The 17,881-nt window shown below is 48.9% G+C and carries 18 protein-coding genes; 6 read left to right on the forward strand and 12 right to left on the reverse strand.

Features of this window, described 5'->3' with window-relative positions:
• On the forward strand, nt 1-658 hold a 658-nt coding region (gene galT / locus ACOJTG_RS17465), incomplete at its 5' end, for a galactose-1-phosphate uridylyltransferase (protein ID WP_420154996.1).
• 172 nt (nt 659-830) lie between these two features.
• On the opposite strand, the gene ACOJTG_RS17470 is transcribed toward galT, so the two are convergent.
• From ACOJTG_RS17470 to ACOJTG_RS17485, 4 genes are all read right to left on the reverse strand, one after another.
• The gene (locus tag ACOJTG_RS17470; RefSeq protein ID WP_420154997.1) at nt 831-1,325 is read right to left on the reverse strand and encodes a hypothetical protein; all 495 of its coding nucleotides are present in this window, start codon (nt 1,323-1,325) and stop codon (nt 831-833) included.
• A gap of 77 nt (nt 1,326-1,402) precedes the next feature.
• Complete coding sequence (gene gmk / locus ACOJTG_RS17475; RefSeq protein WP_420154998.1) at nt 1,403-1,975, reverse strand: guanylate kinase; 573 nt, start codon at nt 1,973-1,975, stop codon at nt 1,403-1,405.
• Between the two features lie 157 nt (nt 1,976-2,132).
• Nucleotides 2,133-2,339 (reverse strand): hypothetical protein, encoded by a 207-nt coding sequence (locus ACOJTG_RS17480; protein WP_094811737.1) that lies wholly within the window; start codon nt 2,337-2,339, stop codon nt 2,133-2,135.
• A 327-nt stretch (nt 2,340-2,666) separates the two neighbouring features.
• Nucleotides 2,667-3,290, reverse strand: a complete 624-nt coding sequence (locus ACOJTG_RS17485) for a sigma-70 family RNA polymerase sigma factor (RefSeq protein ID WP_094811735.1) — start codon at nt 3,288-3,290, stop codon at nt 2,667-2,669.
• 341 nt (nt 3,291-3,631) lie between these two features.
• Between ACOJTG_RS17485 and pruA the strand changes: the two genes are divergently transcribed.
• The 3 genes from pruA (at nt 3,632) to ACOJTG_RS17500 (ending at nt 7,579) form a co-directional block, all read left to right on the forward strand.
• Nucleotides 3,632-5,263 carry an L-glutamate gamma-semialdehyde dehydrogenase gene (gene pruA / locus ACOJTG_RS17490; protein ID WP_420154999.1) on the forward strand — a complete coding sequence of 544 codons (1,632 nt, stop codon included), beginning with the start codon at nt 3,632-3,634 and terminating at the stop codon, nt 5,261-5,263.
• Between the two features lie 111 nt (nt 5,264-5,374).
• Nucleotides 5,375-6,214 carry a nucleoside triphosphate pyrophosphohydrolase gene (mazG, locus tag ACOJTG_RS17495; RefSeq protein WP_420155000.1) on the forward strand — a complete coding sequence of 280 codons (840 nt, stop codon included), beginning with the start codon at nt 5,375-5,377 and terminating at the stop codon, nt 6,212-6,214.
• 93 nt (nt 6,215-6,307) lie between these two features.
• Complete coding sequence (locus ACOJTG_RS17500) at nt 6,308-7,579, forward strand: hypothetical protein (RefSeq protein WP_420155001.1); 1,272 nt, start codon at nt 6,308-6,310, stop codon at nt 7,577-7,579.
• A gap of 55 nt (nt 7,580-7,634) precedes the next feature.
• Here the strand turns inward: ACOJTG_RS17500 and ACOJTG_RS17505 are convergent, their stop codons facing one another.
• The gene (locus ACOJTG_RS17505; RefSeq protein ID WP_420155002.1) at nt 7,635-10,199 is read right to left on the reverse strand and encodes a family 20 glycosylhydrolase; all 2,565 of its coding nucleotides are present in this window, start codon (nt 10,197-10,199) and stop codon (nt 7,635-7,637) included.
• Between the two features lie 112 nt (nt 10,200-10,311).
• Nucleotides 10,312-11,166 carry an acetyl-CoA carboxylase, carboxyltransferase subunit beta gene (gene accD / locus ACOJTG_RS17510; RefSeq protein WP_420155003.1) on the reverse strand — a complete coding sequence of 285 codons (855 nt, stop codon included), beginning with the start codon at nt 11,164-11,166 and terminating at the stop codon, nt 10,312-10,314.
• 457 nt (nt 11,167-11,623) lie between these two features.
• Between accD and fbaA the strand changes: the two genes are divergently transcribed.
• Complete coding sequence (gene fbaA, locus ACOJTG_RS17515; protein WP_104714684.1) at nt 11,624-12,709, forward strand: class II fructose-bisphosphate aldolase; 1,086 nt, start codon at nt 11,624-11,626, stop codon at nt 12,707-12,709.
• Between the two features lie 81 nt (nt 12,710-12,790).
• Here fbaA and ACOJTG_RS17520 read toward each other — a convergent pair whose 3' ends face one another.
• The 3 genes from ACOJTG_RS17520 to ACOJTG_RS17530 all read right to left on the reverse strand — a co-directional run bounded on the left by ACOJTG_RS17520 (nt 12,791) and on the right by ACOJTG_RS17530 (nt 14,541).
• The gene (locus tag ACOJTG_RS17520) at nt 12,791-13,180 is read right to left on the reverse strand and encodes a RidA family protein (RefSeq protein ID WP_420155004.1); all 390 of its coding nucleotides are present in this window, start codon (nt 13,178-13,180) and stop codon (nt 12,791-12,793) included.
• 90 nt (nt 13,181-13,270) lie between these two features.
• Entirely contained in the window at nt 13,271-13,840 is a 570-nt protein-coding gene (locus ACOJTG_RS17525) for a Crp/Fnr family transcriptional regulator (RefSeq protein ID WP_420155005.1), read from the reverse strand.
• Entirely contained in the window at nt 13,840-14,541 is a 702-nt protein-coding gene (locus ACOJTG_RS17530; RefSeq protein ID WP_420155006.1) for a DNA alkylation repair protein, read from the reverse strand. Before ACOJTG_RS17530 ends, ACOJTG_RS17525 begins: the two co-directional genes overlap by 1 nt.
• Before the next feature lie 108 nt (nt 14,542-14,649).
• Here ACOJTG_RS17530 and ACOJTG_RS17535 point away from each other — a divergent pair, with 108 nt between their 5' ends.
• Nucleotides 14,650-15,174: an NADPH-dependent FMN reductase gene (locus ACOJTG_RS17535; RefSeq protein ID WP_420155007.1), complete on the forward strand. Its 525-nt coding sequence runs from the start codon at nt 14,650-14,652 to the stop codon at nt 15,172-15,174.
• A 28-nt stretch (nt 15,175-15,202) separates the two neighbouring features.
• On the opposite strand, the gene ACOJTG_RS17540 is transcribed toward ACOJTG_RS17535, so the two are convergent.
• From ACOJTG_RS17540 to ACOJTG_RS17550, 3 genes are read right to left on the reverse strand one after another with little or no spacing between them, the layout of a single operon-like run.
• Nucleotides 15,203-16,186, reverse strand: a complete 984-nt coding sequence (locus ACOJTG_RS17540) for a hypothetical protein (protein WP_420155008.1) — start codon at nt 16,184-16,186, stop codon at nt 15,203-15,205.
• A 4-nt stretch (nt 16,187-16,190) separates the two neighbouring features.
• Entirely contained in the window at nt 16,191-17,093 is a 903-nt protein-coding gene (locus ACOJTG_RS17545) for a HEAT repeat domain-containing protein (protein ID WP_420155009.1), read from the reverse strand.
• A gap of 21 nt (nt 17,094-17,114) precedes the next feature.
• The gene (locus tag ACOJTG_RS17550; RefSeq protein WP_094811711.1) at nt 17,115-17,624 is read right to left on the reverse strand and encodes an RNA polymerase sigma factor; all 510 of its coding nucleotides are present in this window, start codon (nt 17,622-17,624) and stop codon (nt 17,115-17,117) included.
• Between the last annotated feature and the right edge of the window lie 257 nt (nt 17,625-17,881).

Below are 17,881 nucleotides of genomic sequence, written 5' to 3' on the forward strand. Positions count from 1 at the left end.
CGTAGTGGATGCGTGGTGTCAGGAGTACGAAGGACTGGGTACGGACCCGAAAATCAATCACGTACAGATTTTTGAAAACAAGGGCTTCGTCATGGGTTGCTCCAATCCGCACCCGCACGGGCAGATCTGGGCTCAGTATAGCATTCCCGATGAGCCGTATAAAAAACAGATCGCCCAGAAAAAATATTACGACCGTCACGGCCGAACGCTGTTGAGCGATTACCTGACGAAAGAACTGGAAAAGAACGAACGAATTCTGTTCGAACACGAGCATTTTGTAGCCCTGATCCCGTTTTGGGCCGTATGGCCGTACGAGGCGATGATTATTCCGAAACGACCCATGGCATCTATTCTGGAAATGACCAGTGCCGAACGCGATGGGCTGGCGGAAGCCTACCGCGAGCTGACGATCATCTACGATAATCTTTTTGAAGTATCGTTTCCGTACTCGGCGGGTATTCACCAAGCCCCAACCGACGGCGACGTACACGAAGAATGGCACTGGCACTTTGTGTTTCTGCCCCCGCTGCTGCGTTCCGCAACGGTGAAAAAATTCATGGTAGGCTACGAAATGCTGGCCAATCCCCAACGCGACATCACGCCCGAGCAAAGTGCTCAGCGGCTGCGGGAGCTGCCTCGGGAGCATTATAAGAAGTAGGGGTTATGGGATGATTGTTTTAGGCGATAGTAGATCCGTTTTCGTCCCGCTGAGACGGCTGATCTTTTAATCCATTATACTACCTGGTCAATCAACTCGGTTTCTACCCATCGAAAAAGGCCCGAACGTTCTGTAACGTTCGGGCCTTTTTTGTACTGTCTACAAAAAACGATTAACTCACAACCAAATTAAAAAACCGTTTCATCCAGCTTTCTGCCGCGGGTACTTCCCATTGAGTACGGAACTCGCCGACCGTTTTTACCTGATTGTTAAATAAGATTGTATTCGGTTGAATGGTACCCGCTTTCACGGCTGATTTACCCTTGAGTCCGTCTATGGAATCAATACCCTGATGGCTACGGAACACAATCGAGCGGTCAAAGAAGTTGATACCCGCCTGTTGACCGATCTGGCTAATGATTCGGGTCGAAGCATCAATGGAACAGCCACTGGCCGCGTAGGCTTTCTCGTCAACGGCTAGTAGTACAAAGCGTCCTTCGACGATTTGTACCGCATTCGTCAGCGGTTGGCCGTGGGCGGCCCATTCTTCAAACGAAGCTTCCAACTGCTGCTGGATGGCTTCCTGCTCAGCCGTCGAAAGGCTGCGATCGGCCTGATACACCCAAAGGCGGGCATGATCCGGCATATGTTCCAACGCAATTCGCATGATCTTAGTGGTTGGTTGTTGGTTTATAGTTAGTTGTTTCGAGTTCCGTCAAACAACGAATAACCATCAACGAATAACTATTTTCCAATAAACTCCGAAACAAGCCGTTCCGTTTCCTTCGTCGACGTTTCCAGATCATCATTAACCAGAATGACATCAAACTGATCCTGGAAGGACATTTCGAAGCGTACTTTATAGAGACGTTTGGAGATGCTGTCTTCGGTTTCGGTACCCCGTGAACGTAAGCGTTGCTCGAGTACTTCCATGGAAGGAACTTTCACAAAAATGGCCAGAGCCCGGTCGCCAAAGTATTGCTTCAGCTTAAGACCCCCGCGTACATCCACGTCAAATAAAATGTGTTTGCCCGAAGCCCAAACCCGCTCGACTTCTGATTTGAGCGTGCCGTAGTAGCCACCGGGATATACTTCTTCCCATTCAGCAAAGGCGTCTTCGTCAATTTTTTGTTTAAACTCATCGATACTCAGGAAGTAGTAATCTTTCCCGTGTTCTTCGGCTCGGCCGCGTTTGTCCCGCGTGCAGGCAGAGATAGAGAAACCGAACTGATCGGGCTGGGAGGCCAGCAAATGTTTAACGAGTGTCGTTTTTCCGGAACCGGAAGGTGCACAGAAAATAATGGCTTTACCGTTCAAACCAATGGAATAGTTAAGGTCTGTTAATGAATAACCCCGGAGCGTACCCCGAGGTCATGATATAGCCTCAAAAATAAATCAGACGGATCAATATTGGATATAAAAAACGTAACTTCTTAGCAATGAGAAGGATAGTCTTAAGGCTATAGGTGTCTTTTTAAAGTTCGTGGATCTTACTTTTGATGCAATCAACCAGACTTTGCGGTACTGCTTTTTGCTCAACGCGTAATTGTAAGGCTTGCTTAATTGCTTTTTCTAAGTTGTAACCGCGGTTACAGGGTAGACAATTGCCCAAATTCTGGCGAACGTGTTCGAGTTCCTCGGGACTGGCTTCGCCGTCCAAAGCCATCTGAATGAGTTTCATGCAATTGGCATGGTTCTCACAGTGCTCTTTCTTAACCACCTTCTCTGCTTCGGCAGATGAACTGGATTCGGGTGTCATGGGAGTCATGATAAAATAAGATAATTAGCGGGGCTCAATGCACCTCTCTAAACGTGGAAAACTGAGGCCAAAATCAATACCTGGTTCTTTTGGTTCCTGAGTTACAGATAATTCTTTCGAAAATAAATTTTAAGGTACGTTACGCTGGAAGAAAGTAAGACGAACGATTAATCTTTTGGCAGACAGAAAAATAGGACTGCTAGAGGCAGTCCATGCTATAGCAGATTTCTCCGCCAAAAAGTTTCCGTCTTACAAGGATTCTTCGTCTTCCGAACGCTCACTCGTATCATAACCCATGTGGGTCGCATATGTTTTGAGCTTTTCCTTCAATAACATACGAGCCCGGTGCAGCCGTGAACGGACCGTACCGATGGGGATATCGAGAATTTTAGCCATTTCTTCGTACGTAAATCCTTCCACGTCACAGAGGATCAGTACCGTACGAAAATCGATGGGCAAGGCATTCAAGGCATTCGTTACTTCATCACCCAGCAATTCCTGAACCGTTTCGGCCCGTAAATCGGTGGTTTGACTAGTACCCGCCATCTCTTCCGAATCGTAGTAAGTTTCTACCTCCTGGTAGTCTACTTTATTCGGTTCCTTCGACTTACGGCGGTAGTCATTGATGAAACTATTCTTTAAGATCCGAAACAGCCAGGCTTTGGCGTTGGTCCCCTTCTCGAAAGAATTGATGAACCGGAACGCCTTCAGATAGGTGTCCTGAACCAGATCGTTGGCATCGTCCTCGTCTTGAGTCAAACGAAAAGCAAAGTTATACATCGACTGGATATGCGGCATGAGCTCCCGGTCGAAGATGGCGTACTTTTCGGACTCTGTATATTGCCGGACGGCGATAAATTCGTCGGCTGTCATGGCTGTGATAAGTTTTTCGGGCTAAAGCTAAAATATTATTATGAATACAAAAGCCTGCCACCTCAATTCTGCTGACAAAATGGCTGAATAATAGGGTACAAGTCCATAGAAAACTGTGCCTGCATACGTGAAACCCGTTTCCTAGGGTCTTAGTACGCTGACTATCAAGCTTGAAATTTTATAATTTAGTAAAAATTCTTCTGAAAGGGATTTCTTGAAAAGCCGTACCTTCGTAAATCTATTTGAATTATTTGAACGGTCTTCGTGTTAATTACACCGGATTTCAAGTTCATTCATTCGCTAGTTCTACGCTTGCTTAAATCAAACTTCATCATAGTAGTATGTCCAACGGAATTTATAACGTCCCAATCCCGAAAAACGAACCCATTTACGGATATGCGCCCGGCACAGCTGAACGCGAAAAACTGAAAGCTACCCTGGCTGAGCTACGTTCGAAAGAGATTGAGGTCCCTTTATACATTGGAAATCAGCAAATTCGTACGAATAAAAAAGTAGCCATTACGCCGCCGCACGATCATCAGCACGTACTGGGCTATTTCTACGAAGGTGGTCCGGAACACGTGACCGAAGCGATTGAAGTAGCCTTACAGGCCCGTCACGCCTGGGCCGTATTACCCTGGGAACAGCGGCTGGCGATCTTTTTGAAAGCTGCTGAATTGTCTGCTACCAAGTACCGGTATCTGCTGAATGCCTCTACCATGCTGGGTCAGTCGAAGAACGCCTTTCAGGCCGAAATCGATGCCGCGTGTGAGTGGGTAGATTTTCTACGGTTTAATGTGGCTTTTGCGACAGAAATTTACCGAAATCAACCCATCTCTCCGGATCCTACGATCTGGAATCAGGTGGAGTACCGTCCGCTGGAAGGCTTCGTGTTCGCATTGACGCCTTTCAATTTTACCGCTATTTCCGGAAATTTACCGGCTTCAGCGGCCATGATGGGTAACGTTGTAGTCTGGAAACCAGCTCCTACGCAGATGTATTCGGCCTATGTGTTGATGCAAATTCTTAAAGAAGCCGGTTTGCCCGACGGCGTGATCAACCTCATTCAGGGTGATGGTCCGATGATTGGTGATCTGGTCTTCAGTCATTCTGAGTTCGCGGGTATTCACTTTACGGGTAGTACCGCGGTTTTCAAAACGATCTGGAAAAATATTGGTAGCCACATGGATAACTACCGGTATTACCCGCGTATCGTGGGTGAAACGGGTGGGAAGGACTTCATGCTGGCCCACGAATCCGCCGATGTGAAAGCATACGCGGCCAACCTGTTGCGGGCCGCTTTCGAATTCCAGGGCCAGAAATGTTCGGCCGCTTCCCGGGCTTACATTCCGACAACGCTGTGGGAATCCGTATGGTCAGAAATGAAAGCCATGCTGGAAACGATGAAAGTAGGGCCAACGGAAGATTTCTCGAATTTCGTGAATGCCGTCATCGATGAGCGGGCTTTCCAGAAAATTACGGGCTTCATTGAGCGGGCCCGCCAAAACTCGGCCAACGAGATTATCTGGGGTGGTACCTATGATTCATCCAAAGGCTGGTTTATCGATCCGACATTGATCCTGACGACGGATCCGCATTCGGAAACGATGGAGCAGGAAATCTTCGGTCCCGTATTGACGATCTATCTGTACGAACCTACGCAGTTTGAAGAAACGCTGAGCCTGATTGACCGTACCTCGCCGTACGCTCTGACGGGTGCGATCTTCTCACAGGACCGCTACGCCATTGACCTGGCGAGCCGTAAGCTAGTAAACGCTGCCGGTAATTTCTACGTAAATGACAAGTGTACGGGAGCCGTAGTGGGTCAACAGCCTTTCGGCGGTGCTCGGGGTTCCGGAACGAACGACAAGGCGGGTTCGATGCAAAACCTGTTGCGTTGGGTATCGGCTCGTACGATTAAAGAAGGATTTGTACCCGCAACGGATTATCGCTATCCGTTTTTAGCGGAATAAATGAATACATGAGTAGTAGGGTTAGGGTTTTGAGTTTGGCGTTTTGACTGGGGTTCCTTCCAAAACACTACACTCAAAACCCTAACTGCTTTTAGATTTAACGGTATTCTTATGCAAAAAGAACTTCACCCTTCCCAGCAGCCTCGGGTATTTGAGGAGTTGCCCAGTCGGCGAAAACAACAATTGATGGCCTTTGATCGGGTGCTGACGATCATGGATGAGCTTCGGGAAAATTGCCCCTGGGATCGCAAGCAAACCATGGATTCGCTACGGCATTTGACGATTGAAGAGACCTATGAGCTTTCGGATGCAATTCTGGAAAAGGATCTCAATGAAATCAAAAAAGAGCTGGGAGATGTACTCTTGCATCTGGTTTTTTACGCTCGCATCGCTTCCGAAACGGGCGATTTCGACATTACAGATGTGATGGACAGCCTGTGCAAAAAACTGGTGGATCGGCATCCGCACATCTACAGCGATGCTCAGGCGGATACTGAAGAACAGGTCAAGCAGAACTGGGAACAGCTAAAAATCAAAGAAGGAAACAAGTCGGTGTTGGGGGGTGTACCTGGTTCACTACCGGCTCTGGTAAAATCCATGCGGATTCAGGAAAAGGCCCGTGGAGCGGGTTTTGACTGGGAAGACCGCGAGCAGGTGTGGGACAAAGTACGCGAAGAAATTGACGAATTCCGGGCAGAGTTCAAAGCTGGAGCCGTGCATAATACGGAACGGGCCGAAAGTGAGTTTGGTGACGTATTATTCTCGCTGGTTAATTACGCTCGCTTTGTGGACATCAATCCCGAAACGGCTCTGGAACGTACCAATAAGAAATTCATTACTCGCTTCCAATACATTGAAACGAAAGCCAAAGAGTTAGGGAAAAGCTTGAAAGACATGACGCTGGCTGAAATGGATGTCTTCTGGAATGAAGCTAAACTATTGAAAAATTAGGTATTTATGCCTTTAAATAAGTAAATAATTGAGTATTGTTAAGTTTTGTGATCGAGTGTGTAGCTTAGGGTACTAATAACCCCTAACTCAATCATGAAACTTCTCTATGGATTACTGATGGGTTTGTGCGTATCATCAGGGTATGCACAAACCACTACTTACTTCGAGCAAAATTTTAGTAGCTCGTCCAATGTAGCAGATTACAAAGGCGGCGGTACGAACAAGTTTACCGAAATACTAGGGAATACGCCTTCGACTACTGGTATTAACAACGAAGCTTTAACGCTTACTAAAGCTTCCGGCGGCCAGGTTCGGTTTGCTAAGACCGATGATCTCTTTTCGGCCAATCCAACCATTCTTTACGTACAGTTTACGGTTTCGGTGGATATTACGGAACCCTCTGCAGCGGTGAATCCGTACAACTATCTGTACTTCGGTAATTTGAATGATAACGGAAGTCTTCCAACGAATGCCAGCGTTTTTGCCCGTTTAGGCTTTCATTTCCCTACGGCAGGTAACTCCTTTAATTTGCATTTACAGGACGGCGGTTCCGTAACGAAAGGACCGTATACCGGTACCAAAACTATCACTTGGGTACTCAACGTTTCGGGGAATCCTACCACCTATACGGATGAGGATGGTCGGACGGGGACGCTAGCGGCCAATAAAATGGACATTTGGGTCGATAATTCGCTGGAATTTGATGAAGCCAGTGAACTTAGTACCGGTGTTTCGCCTACTGACTTCAAATTCCTCTGGAACAACAGTAATGGTACCCTTACCGTAGACAACCTGAAAATTCTGGGTAGCCAGGGACCCATGCCCGTTGAACTGCTGTACTTCAAGGCTGTAGCTTCCGCTAGTCAAGTACGCTTAAATTGGGCTACTGCTTCCGAAAAAAACGCTCGTTCGTTTGTAGTAGAGCGGAGTACAGATGCGGAACAATACGAGGTACTCGAAACATACAAGGCTTCGGGCACTACTAACGAACGGAAAGAGTATCGGGGCGTGGATGAAAACCCCCTTCCGGGAAAAAGTTATTACCGCTTACGTCAGATTGACGAAGATGGCACCGAATACGTATGTCGTACCGTATCGGTTGAGCGGCCCGAGTCTGCCGAGTTAGACATTCAAATTCTGGGAAATCCTTTGTTGAACGCTCAGCAGTTTACGATACGAACGACCGCTCGTGATGTATCTTATGAATTATACACCCATCAGGGCGAGCCAATTCCAATGAGAGTCACCCGTGCAGATGGCAATCAGGATGATCTTCAATTACAGCAAGGCTTACGCAAAGGACTGTATCTATTACGAGCCACACAGGCAAAGGCGGTCGTAACCAGACGAATCGTGGTCGAATAAATGAAAAGGCAGTCAGAGCGTAGACCCTGACTGCCTTTTTTGTTTACAGCTATGCTTACTTACCCACGGTAACCATACGGCTAGATTTACCCGCCGAATCGAAGCATTTCAGTTTCACCGTGCCCTGTACGGGCACGGGCGATTGGTACAGCGTAGACTGGGGTCCGGGTTCGGAGCCATCCGTTGTGTAGCGGATCTGGAGGCCGGGATATTCGGCATTGGCTTGGAGCGTACCGTTTTCCAGAACGGCTCCGGGCGTTGGGATGCGGTAGTTATAGCCATTGTTCCAGTAGCTCAAGCGGGGTAATTCGCGTTGGGCCAGCGTGTTGGCAAACACATTCCAACCCGTTTGCATGGACTTCTCGCGTTGATCCCGGTTTTCGATCATTTCCCAAGGACGCTCGGCCGCCCAGGCACTTTCCGCAAAACCGATCAGTTTCGGTAGCACGTAATATTCCATCATGTCACGACCTTTGACGGTTTCACTCCACAATTGAGCTTCCAGTCCCAGAATATTCTGACGATTTTTGAGCTTCTGCTTACCCGTAAAATCCAGTGGTTTACCCAGCGAATTGGTATAGGTAGTCTTGGCGAAATCATAGGGAGCAAAGGTCCAGGCGTTTTTTGGACCGACAAAGCCGCCCCAGTACAAACCGGGTTCTTTCGGGTCATTGTTGTAAGCCAGATCCATGTACAGATTCGTCACGTTACACAGCACCACGGGATAACCTGCATTGGCCATGCGATATCCCAGATCCACATCGAATACGTTATTCCAGATGTACGGAACGACGCCTTTACCCACAAAATCCGGATTGGCTACATACTGACCCGAAGCATCTACGTTCAGGGCTACTTCCTCCCAACCATGAATTTCCAGATTATATTTTTTCAGGCGATTGAGCATTTGCCCGAAGAAGTAGCTCTGCAGGTAGCGGGGTCCCTTGATTTCGGGATGTTTCTTGAGCAACTCATCCACCATTGGCGATTTCGTCCAGACGCCCTGCGGTACCTCATCCCCACCGACGTGAAGTACAGTCAGTTTCAATCCCGCTTCGTCGTACATCTTCGCTACGTCAGCAATCACCGTTTCAAAGAAACGATACGCTGATTCGCGGGCGACGCAGATCACGTTGTCTTTGAAGGCTTGAGCCGAACTATAAACCGATTGATCCTCGGGGTCAATCAGTCGGAATTCTTCGGCTTCTTTCGTTTTGCCTTCTTTCATGAAGCGTTCGTACCGAGCCTCCATGGATTTGATAGCCGCCCGCGAGTGACCGGGAAAGCCGATTTCCGGGATAATCTGGATGTGTCGTTGCTGTGCGTATTTCAGGATGTCAATGAAGTCCTGACGGGTGTAGTATCCACTGCCGTATTTGCCCTTGGCATCGGAATGGGGACCGGAGCCGTACGCGGGGTGCAGAGCTGCCGTTTGCATACCCGCCGTATGTTGGCGATGCGAACCTACTTCGGTCAATTCGGGAAGACTCTTAATTTCCAGCCGCCAGGCTTCGTCTTCCGTCAGGTAAAACAGCAGGTGATTAATTTTGTAGAAAGCCAGTAAATCCAGCATGCGTTTGACCGTTTCTTTCGTCTGGAAATTTCGGCAAACGTCGAAGTGCATACTCCGGAATTTGAAACGGGGAGCGTCTTCAATCTGTACCTGCGGCAGGGCCAGAGGAGCGGTCGCTTTCTGGTAGGCAGCAATCGGAGCCAAAGCCAGCAAACTTTCTACGCCGTAGAAAACCCCGGCGGCATCACTGCCCACGATCTGGATACCGTTGGCTGCTACGTTCAATTGATACGCTTCGCTGGTAACCCCATTTACGGCTACCGAGCCCGTACTCAGTTGAATGCGTTGCTCTGTACTCGTTCCTTCTTTCGTAGTAAATGAGGTACCCGTCAGTACCTGGAGGCGTTGGGCCAGAAACGTAGCTTCATTGGCTAGCCCTTTCGCGTAATAAATGGGCCATTCCTTCGTCAGGCTAACGGAACCCGCCGTTTTCGTCACCTTCACCGGAGAAGGAATCAGGACCGGCAGTTGTTCGGGCGAAACCAGACTCAGGGCCGCATTTTGCTGATACTGGTAGGCCGCGGTAGGCAAAGGAACTTGATCATTCGGGCCGCGTAGGATTTGCTCTTTTTCCGTGAACGGTTCAACCGTATAGTCGGCTACTTCTTCTATTTTCTCTTCTTTCCCATCCGTATGCACAAAGTACAGACCCATCGGGGCATCCGTTTCCTTGATGATGGCGACCGAAGCTTCGTAGGGAATTTCCAGGCTGGCACCGGGTTTCAGCTCAAAACTCTCGTTGGGCGTCAGCTTGTACCAGTCGCCATTGATATGCTCGACGGTAGCCGGAGCCGGTGTTTTGGAAGCCAGAATCGGGCGGGGGGACATGTTGAAATACAGCGTCCAGCCCTTATTACCCAGCGTTTCACTACCATTGTTTTTGAAGACAAAACGGGCTTTAAAACCAGACGGAGTATCGGTGAAGTTGGAAATCAATTTCCAGGAGATCGCTACCGAAGAACCCTCCGATGCTTTTTCCGAAGATTTACAGCCGACAAAGAATAGGGTACAGAGCCAGAGAAAAGCCAGCGACAAGCGACCACGCATACAGTGAAGAAGTTAAAATGGTTGCGATAAAGATACTAAGAACAAACGATCCGAACGGACACGAAAAAAGCCTGAGTCGCGGGACCCAGGCTTTTTATACTGAAATAGGGTATTACGCAGGCTTGACCCAAATGATTTCCAGCAATTTCGCCAGACGATCTTTCAAATCCTTACGATCCACGATGAAATCGAGGAAGCCGTGTTCCTGTACAAATTCAGCACTTTGGAAGCCTTTGGGCAGATCTTTACCGATGGTTTCGCGAATGACACGGGGCCCCGCAAAGCCGATCAGGGCTCCGGGTTCGGAAATGTTAAAATCACCCAACATCGCAAAGGAAGCCGTAACACCACCCGTCGTAGGGTCGGTCAGAAGCGAGATGTACGGAATTTTGGCCTGATCGAGCAGAGCAATTTTCGCCGACGTTTTCGCCATTTGCATGAGCGAGAAACCCGCCTCCATCATCCGGGCACCTCCCGATTTGGAGATCATGAGGAGGGGAATCCGGTTTTTCAGGGAGTAATCCATCGCCCGGGCGATTTTTTCGCCTACGACCGAACCCATCGAACCACCGATGAAGTTAAAGTCCATACACGCCACTACCATATCAATGCCCTGTACTTGGCCATAACCCGTACGAACCGCATCTTTCAGCCCCGTTTTGCGTTCGGTAGCCTTGATCCGGTCGGGATAAGCTTTGGTATCTTTGAAGTGGAGCGGATCGTCCGACGTCATCGTCGGATCGAGTTCGGTATAAAGGGTATCGTCGAAGAGCAGTTCAAAATATTCCTGCGAACCGATTTTCTCGTGGTAATTGCATTTCGAGCAGGTATAGGCCTGCAGCTTGTGCTCGCGGGTATGCATGATATTCCCGCACTGAGGGCACTTGTACCAAAGCCCGTCGGGAGCTTCCCGCTTGGCTTCAGTGGGGGTTTGAATACCCTTGTCTTTCCGGGTGAACCAAGACATGTGTTAGAGTTTTTGAAGTTTAGTGCTTAGGCCGCCCTAGCAGACGGGCACTAAACCTAAAGCTTGATTTGGGACATCAAAGATAGGCCATTCCTAGGTTTGCAAACTAGCTATTGGTCAGTTTTTGTACTTTTCGAGGCGGCTTTAATGCGTTTTTTATGATTTTTTGGATTTTTCAGGCCCCGATTGGAAACGAAAAAGTGATTCTATACCTTATTTAAATGGAAGTACGACGGATGAAGGAAAAATGCCTAAGTTTGTAGCCGCTGATGGCCAGCCGCCTTCTGCTCAGATCAGAATAAGGTTGGTAGTAAGCTTCTTCTTCATCAACTTGAAGTTCTCGTACAACGAACCTCGTAGGGTTGGTTTCAACGGAATACACCGTTTCAGAAACGACGAACTTCTTTCAATACGAGTAAAAAAATTAGTTCATAATCATCACATTTCAACGCTTAGTATGGCCAATGCAACTCAAATTGCTCCGGGCGTTCTTTCAGGAGATGCCGTTCAGGAGTTATTCGAACTCGCTAAGAAACACCAATTTGCTCTTCCGGCTGTCAACGTTATTTCCAGCAGTACGGTAAACGCAGTACTGGAAACAGCTCGCGACCTGAATTCTCCCGTCATCATTCAGTTTTCCCACGGCGGATCTCAGTTTTACGCAGGAAAAGGCCTGAAAAACGATAACGAACAAGCCGCTATCGCCGGAGCTATTTCAGGAGCCCAACATATTCACTTACTGGCCGAACGCTACGGTGTGCCCGTCGTACTGCACACGGACCACTGTGCCAAGAAAATCCTTCCCTGGATTGACGGCGTACTGGAAGCTGGAGAGAAATTCTTCGCTCAGACGGGTAAGCCCCTGTACTCTTCCCACATGCTCGATTTGTCGGAAGAATCGCTGGAAGAAAACATCGAAATTTCTTCGAAATACCTCGAGCGGATGGCCAAAATGGGCATGACGCTGGAAATTGAATTAGGCGTAACGGGTGGTGAAGAAGACGGTGTGGATAACTCCGATGTAGATTCTTCCCGTCTGTATACCCAGCCCGAAGAAGTAGCGTACTCGTACGAAAAACTCAACGCCATCTCTAGCCGCTTTACGGTAGCTGCGGCGTTCGGTAACGTGCACGGCGTATACAAACCCGGTAACGTAAAACTGCAACCCATCATCCTGAACAACTCACAGAAATACATTCGTGAGAAATTCAGTCTGGAAGCAGAGAAACCCGTAAACTTCGTGTTCCACGGTGGTTCCGGTTCTTCACGCGAAGAAATCCGCGAAGCCATCAGCTACGGTGCGATCAAAATGAATATCGATACGGATATGCAGTGGGCGTATTGGGATGGTGTTCTGGGCTTCTACAAATCGAAAGAAGGCTACCTGCAATCGCAAATCGGTAACCCTACGGGCGAAGATTCTCCCAACAAGAAATACTACGATCCCCGCGTATGGTTGCGTGAAGGTGAAAAGGCTTTCGTTACGCGTCTGAAAGCCGCGTTCGAAGATCTGAACGCCGTAAACGTGAATCAGTACTTATAGGAACTTGGGGTTACTCCACGAGAGGACTTCATTAAAAACGCTGGCGGACCTAAATCTGCCAGCGTTTTTGCATTATACCGCTTACTTCACTGCCGTCGCTTCCAGCTCCACCGATAACGTTTCAAAAAGCGTCTTTACTTCAAAAAACGTACTGGCCTGTTGGATGCCGTGCTTGGTGATCCATGCCTGAAAAATATCAAAATGAGCGAAAAGCTCTTCCGAAGAAGTGGTGTAGACGTTTAACCGAACGATGTCTTTGCAGGCATAACCCGCCTGACTGATCACCAGCTCCAGATTTTCGATGGCCTGTAGCAACTGGGTTTTCATGTCCGCATGACTCGACGTACCGTCGGCTAATACGGATGCCTGCCCGGCACAATAGAGGGTGGAGGTTACATTTTTTACTTCTACGGCCTGTACGTAATTCCGGGCGTCCTGCCATTGCCAGGGATTAATGATTCGCTTTTCCATTTGCTTGACTGCTTTACATGAACGGGACAAAGGTCCGGCGAATCGAGCGGTCCAACGGTGAGTTACCGCACAACTTTCGAGTGATGTAGCTCACACTCGGGAGGAAAGTCGACTCAGTGTTTCGCGGGAAACGCCCAGGTAAGAAGCCAGTAAGGTTTTAGGAACCCGCTGAACCAGCGTCGGGTATTGGTGGAGAAGCTGTTCGTACCGCTCTTTGGCCTGGCTAGTCATCAGCGATAACAGACGCCGCTGCAAAGCCATGTACCCCCGATTTGCTTTCTGAAGGAAAAAATGCTCCATTTTGGGCAGCCGCTCGCAAAGCGTCTGATAGCTTTCCAGCGAAAGACCAAGCACGAGACTATCTTCAATACAATCCAGTGAAAACGTGGCTTCGGTCTGCGTGTAAAAGGCCTGATAATCGCTTTCCCACCAGTCTTCCATGGCAAAGGAGATGATCTGCTGTTTGCCCGTATCGTCGGTGTGTACCAGTTTCAAAAGTCCGGAGACGACAAAATAGACGTACTTGACGGGCATGCCTTCCTGAATGAGAAACTGATGCTTTTTATACTTTTTAAGCGTAAAGTGTGAGGCGATGAAAGCGAATTCCTCGTCCGTCAGCGGAATGATTTGCTCCAAATGTGCTCTTAATACTTCCTGCATTACTTCAACTTTAAATAGTACTGTCGCTCGGATTCCGGTAATTTTTCAATGGCGTAGCGAAGCATCGTACGGGGCATCTGTCGGGTGTGTTCGTCGAGAAATTCTTTTAAAACTTCCCGATCCTGTTCGCCTACTTCCCGGAGCATCCAGCCGCAGGCTTTGTGAATCAGGTCGTGCGGATGGGAAAGCAGTAAGGTACACAGAGCCAGCGTATCGGTATAGTCTTTCCTTTTAATGAAGTACAGCGTGGCAATGACTGCAATACGGACGCTCCAGAGGTGATTGGACTGAGCATAGTCGTGCAAAAGACTTCGATCCTGATCATATAGAAAAGCTCCAACGATGTCACGGGCGGAAACGTCTACCAGATCCCAGTTATTCACGTACTGCCGATGGGCTACATAGCTTTCAAAAATTTCCATCCTTTGGAGCGGATCACCCTTCTTAAACTGATCAACCCAGATAAACAGAGCCGCCGCCCGATGTTCGTGATAGGGACTCTGTACTAAACCCAAAACGTCTTTCTGGGGTAGGGTACGAAACTGTTTGGCGATGGCCCGGGTTTGTCCCACAGAAAGGCCGAGGAACAGATCGTTTTCACCGTATTGCCCCGGACCCGTTTTGAAGTAACGGGCGACAAAGGCCGCTCGTTCCGAATTGGCCTGCGATTTAAATAGGTTGAGGATAGAAGGTTGGTCCATACGGGCAATGGAAATAAACGGCAGCCGCTTCAAAAGTTGAGAAACCTTTTACCTTGCAGCAAGCTAGCTACGCTGGCAAAAGGGTACCTAAGAAAAGACAAATTACTCATGATCACCATCGTTTCTTCAACGAATCAGAAAAATTCCCGTAGTCGTCAGATTGCGGAGTATTACCGGCAACAGATTCAGCAGGCGGGAGCTGAATCCCGTATTGTGGATCTGGCGGATTTGCCCATTGACTTTATCTACTCGGCTCTGTACGGCAACTTTGGTAAGCACGATGCCTTCAATGCCATTCGGGATTCGGTTGAAAACGCGAGTAAGCTGATCTTTATCGTCCCTGAATACAACGGGTCTTTTCCGGGCGTACTGAAAGCGTTTCTGGATGGATTTCATTATCCCAGCAAACTAAGCGGCAAGATGGTGGCTCTGGTGGGAATTTCGGACGGGGGAAGTGGCAATCCGCTGGGGATGAGTCACCTGACGGATATTTTGAGCTTTATGAACGCAACGGTACTGGGGCTGCGGGTGAAGATTCCGTTTCTGAAAAAAAACTGGGTGGAAGGCGAAATTCAGGACGAGTTTATCAAAACCCTGATTCATCAGCAGGTGGAAACATTGGTGAGCTTCTGAGTGATGCACTCAGAAGCTCGGTATTCGGTTACTTGCGTTTCCGCAAATAGATATTTCCCATGGAGGAATGAACGGTAATGGAAACGCCGGGAGCATTGATGACCCCTCGGGTACCCGAAGATCTTTCCGAAGGAAAAAAGGTATAAGCGTTTCCAGACTCAACAACGTCATTGATGGTGGTAGCTTCTGAAATGATCTCCCCGTCAGCGATCGTTACTTGTTTGGCTGCCAACTCTCGTGCCTTATCGGCGATGGCTAGTTGTTGACGAACACTAACGGCCGATCCCTTAACCCCGACGCCGGCAACGGCTCGGACGGTTTTAGGTCGTTTCACCAGCGAATCTGGTAGCGGCTTGATTTCAAAATCGGTAAAAGCATTACCCATCGACGTCAATAAAGCTACCTGAGCTTTCGTATCGGCGGGAAGACTAATATCAATGGACTCGTGGCCCGAGGATAAGGAAATGGGTTTGCTCTGATTCACCTTACTGAACTGAGCGTTGATTTTTCCCATAGAAGAATAGGCAATGACCGGTCCTGAAATGTCTTTCAGATTGATCGCGGTAGAAGCCGTACGGACTTCAATTTCGCCCTGGATTCCGTTGATGGATAGCTCTGAATCATCGAAGCCATACCGGTTATTCGATTGCGAGTTTACATTCAAACGGCGTGGTAACCGAATGACATAACTGATACCATCCTGCCGGATACTGGTGGTGAGATTGAGCACATCGCCTTCCGTACGAGCCGAGAGGTTCACCCCCGTATTATCCGTACCGCCGCCCCCGACGGGTCGTAGGCCTTCGGCTTCTTTGGGCGGGGGTGTAATGCCCTGAGCTTCAACTATAATTTCGTTACCATCCGTTCCCTGAATGGTTACGTTGGCATGTTCAATCCGGAGTACGACTTTCTTCCCCGCGAAGGTGGTACGGTAGGTTTGGGTGCTCGGTTTTTCCTGAGCGAAAAGGCTGCTACTTAGCAGGATCAAACCCGCGATAAATCCTTTTTTCATGACATTAAATGGTTAATAGTTGAATGCTTTGCTGAGCTTTTTGGCGAATGAGGGGATCGACCGTTTCGTCTTCGGTCAGGTGTTTGAGTTGGGGCAGAGCTTCCTGCATACGTAAGCCCACCAGCGTTTCCATGACGCTGAGCTGTTCAGGGATTTCGGAAGCGGTTTCCAGCCGGGCCAGAAAAGCTTCCCGAACCTTAGGATTTTGCCCATACGCCCGTAAGGTTTCAATGGCGGCGAGTCGTACGTTGATATTCTCATCCTGCCGAAGGGTTCGTACCAGACTGCGTAGTACTTCCGGTTTTAACTCGGGTAGATGACTGGCGTACTGTAAGCCCTTCAGCCGTTCGGCGGCCGATTCTTTCCGTAATAAGCCCAGCACAACTAGTTCCTGGGTAACCTTCAGTTCTTTGCGAAGCGTAGCCACTTCCTGCTGTACTTTCGTTAGCGACGTCTCTTTCGTCTCCGCGGTCTTCGGCGTTTCTACCTGGGCAACCTCTTCCGAAGGGGGCATCGCCAAGGGTTGCATAACCTTTTTTTCGACGGTAAGCGTCCGTACGGTAGGCGTAACCGTCAGGCGGCCCAGCCAGAACATGAGTCCGAAAGCGGCCAGTACAGCGGCGTAGGGCCAGTAAGAGCGGCGGCGAGGTAAGGCCTTGAGGGGTTGTTGGCGAGCTTTTTCAAGGGCCTGATTTTCTTTCTCCCGATCCAGTAAAGCATAGAAAGACGTATCCATTCCGGGATCCGGTTCGACTTCCTGTTGCTGAACATCGTACCAGATTTTCTGTAATCCATCAGCTTCCTGCTTGAGGGGCAGGTCGGCGTCGAGTTGTTGCTCAAAGGCCAGCCGTTCGGATTCCGGCAGGCGTCCCAGCAAATAATCAATAATCACCGTATCTTTTTCCACGAGCGTATGCGTTGGTTGACTTTACTCATTCAACTGGAAATACAATTCACGTAACTTCTGTAAGCCCCGAAAGGCCCGTACTTTCACATTCGCCACCGACAGCCCGAGTACCTGCCCAATTTCTTCGTAACTCATGTTTTGAAACCGACTCAGCAGGAGTACATCCCGGTACGAATCGGGCAGCTGGCCCAGGGCCTGGTGTAATTGCTGATGGCGGTCTTCCGGCTCTTCTTCCGTATCGAGTAGTTCCGGAATTTCATTGGTTTGCAGCCGCACCGTTTTCAGGTGGTCGTGAAATACATTGCGAGCTACTTCGTACACCCAGGTTCGGAACACGGCCTCTTCCCGAAAGGTATGCCGATACCGCAACACCCGCAGGAATACCTGCTGGGTAAGGTCGCGGGCTACGTCCCGGGACGGTTGCCGATAGAGAAAGAAATTGAGTAGCGACTTTTTGTAGCGTTCGTACAAAATGGCCGCTTTGTCCAGATCTCCTCCTTTGACAGCTAGCATGGCCTGTTCGTCGGTCATGGAGTAGGCTAAGGTTCAGAATTCGGGAAAGGATACGCCAGGGTGCGGGAAAGGTTACAATCTAAGGAAAGAAAATTTTTTATCGGGCGGGGCGTTAGTTCTAAAGCCGTAAAAAGCGTGATTTTTGCACTATGAAATCCAAGTACCTGCGTCCCCTGCTTTTAGTGATTGGAATTGTGGCCCTGAATGTTTTGGCCAGTTTTTTCTACGTTCGTCTGGATTTGACGGAAGATCAGCGATATAGCCTCTCGGATGCG

The sequence above is a fragment of the Siphonobacter sp. genome (assembly GCF_048595215.1).
Taxonomy (GTDB): domain Bacteria; phylum Bacteroidota; class Bacteroidia; order Cytophagales; family Spirosomataceae; genus Siphonobacter.

Bases quoted from the DNA above. Each gene is read 5' to 3' on its own strand.
- ACOJTG_RS17520 (WP_420155004.1), bottom strand. From the start codon at position 13,180: ATGGAAAAGCGAATCATTAATCCCTGGCAATGGCAGGACGCCCGGAAT.
- ACOJTG_RS17525 (WP_420155005.1), bottom strand. From the start codon at position 13,840: ATGCAGGAAGTATTAAGAGCACATTTGGAGCAAATCATTCCGCTGACG.
- mazG (WP_420155000.1), top strand. From the start codon at position 5,375: ATGCAAAAAGAACTTCACCCTTCCCAGCAGCCTCGGGTATTTGAGGAG.
- ACOJTG_RS17470 (WP_420154997.1), bottom strand. From the start codon at position 1,325: ATGCGAATTGCGTTGGAACATATGCCGGATCATGCCCGCCTTTGGGTG.
- ACOJTG_RS17530 (WP_420155006.1), bottom strand. From the start codon at position 14,541: ATGGACCAACCTTCTATCCTCAACCTATTTAAATCGCAGGCCAATTCG.
- ACOJTG_RS17550 (WP_094811711.1), bottom strand. From the start codon at position 17,624: ATGACCGACGAACAGGCCATGCTAGCTGTCAAAGGAGGAGATCTGGAC.
- pruA (WP_420154999.1), top strand. From the start codon at position 3,632: ATGTCCAACGGAATTTATAACGTCCCAATCCCGAAAAACGAACCCATT.
- ACOJTG_RS17505 (WP_420155002.1), bottom strand. From the start codon at position 10,199: ATGCGTGGTCGCTTGTCGCTGGCTTTTCTCTGGCTCTGTACCCTATTC.
- ACOJTG_RS17485 (WP_094811735.1), bottom strand. From the start codon at position 3,290: ATGACAGCCGACGAATTTATCGCCGTCCGGCAATATACAGAGTCCGAA.
- ACOJTG_RS17500 (WP_420155001.1), top strand. From the start codon at position 6,308: ATGAAACTTCTCTATGGATTACTGATGGGTTTGTGCGTATCATCAGGG.
- ACOJTG_RS17535 (WP_420155007.1), top strand. From the start codon at position 14,650: ATGATCACCATCGTTTCTTCAACGAATCAGAAAAATTCCCGTAGTCGT.
- accD (WP_420155003.1), bottom strand. From the start codon at position 11,166: ATGTCTTGGTTCACCCGGAAAGACAAGGGTATTCAAACCCCCACTGAA.
- ACOJTG_RS17540 (WP_420155008.1), bottom strand. From the start codon at position 16,186: ATGAAAAAAGGATTTATCGCGGGTTTGATCCTGCTAAGTAGCAGCCTT.
- ACOJTG_RS17480 (WP_094811737.1), bottom strand. From the start codon at position 2,339: ATGAAACTCATTCAGATGGCTTTGGACGGCGAAGCCAGTCCCGAGGAA.
- fbaA (WP_104714684.1), top strand. From the start codon at position 11,624: ATGGCCAATGCAACTCAAATTGCTCCGGGCGTTCTTTCAGGAGATGCC.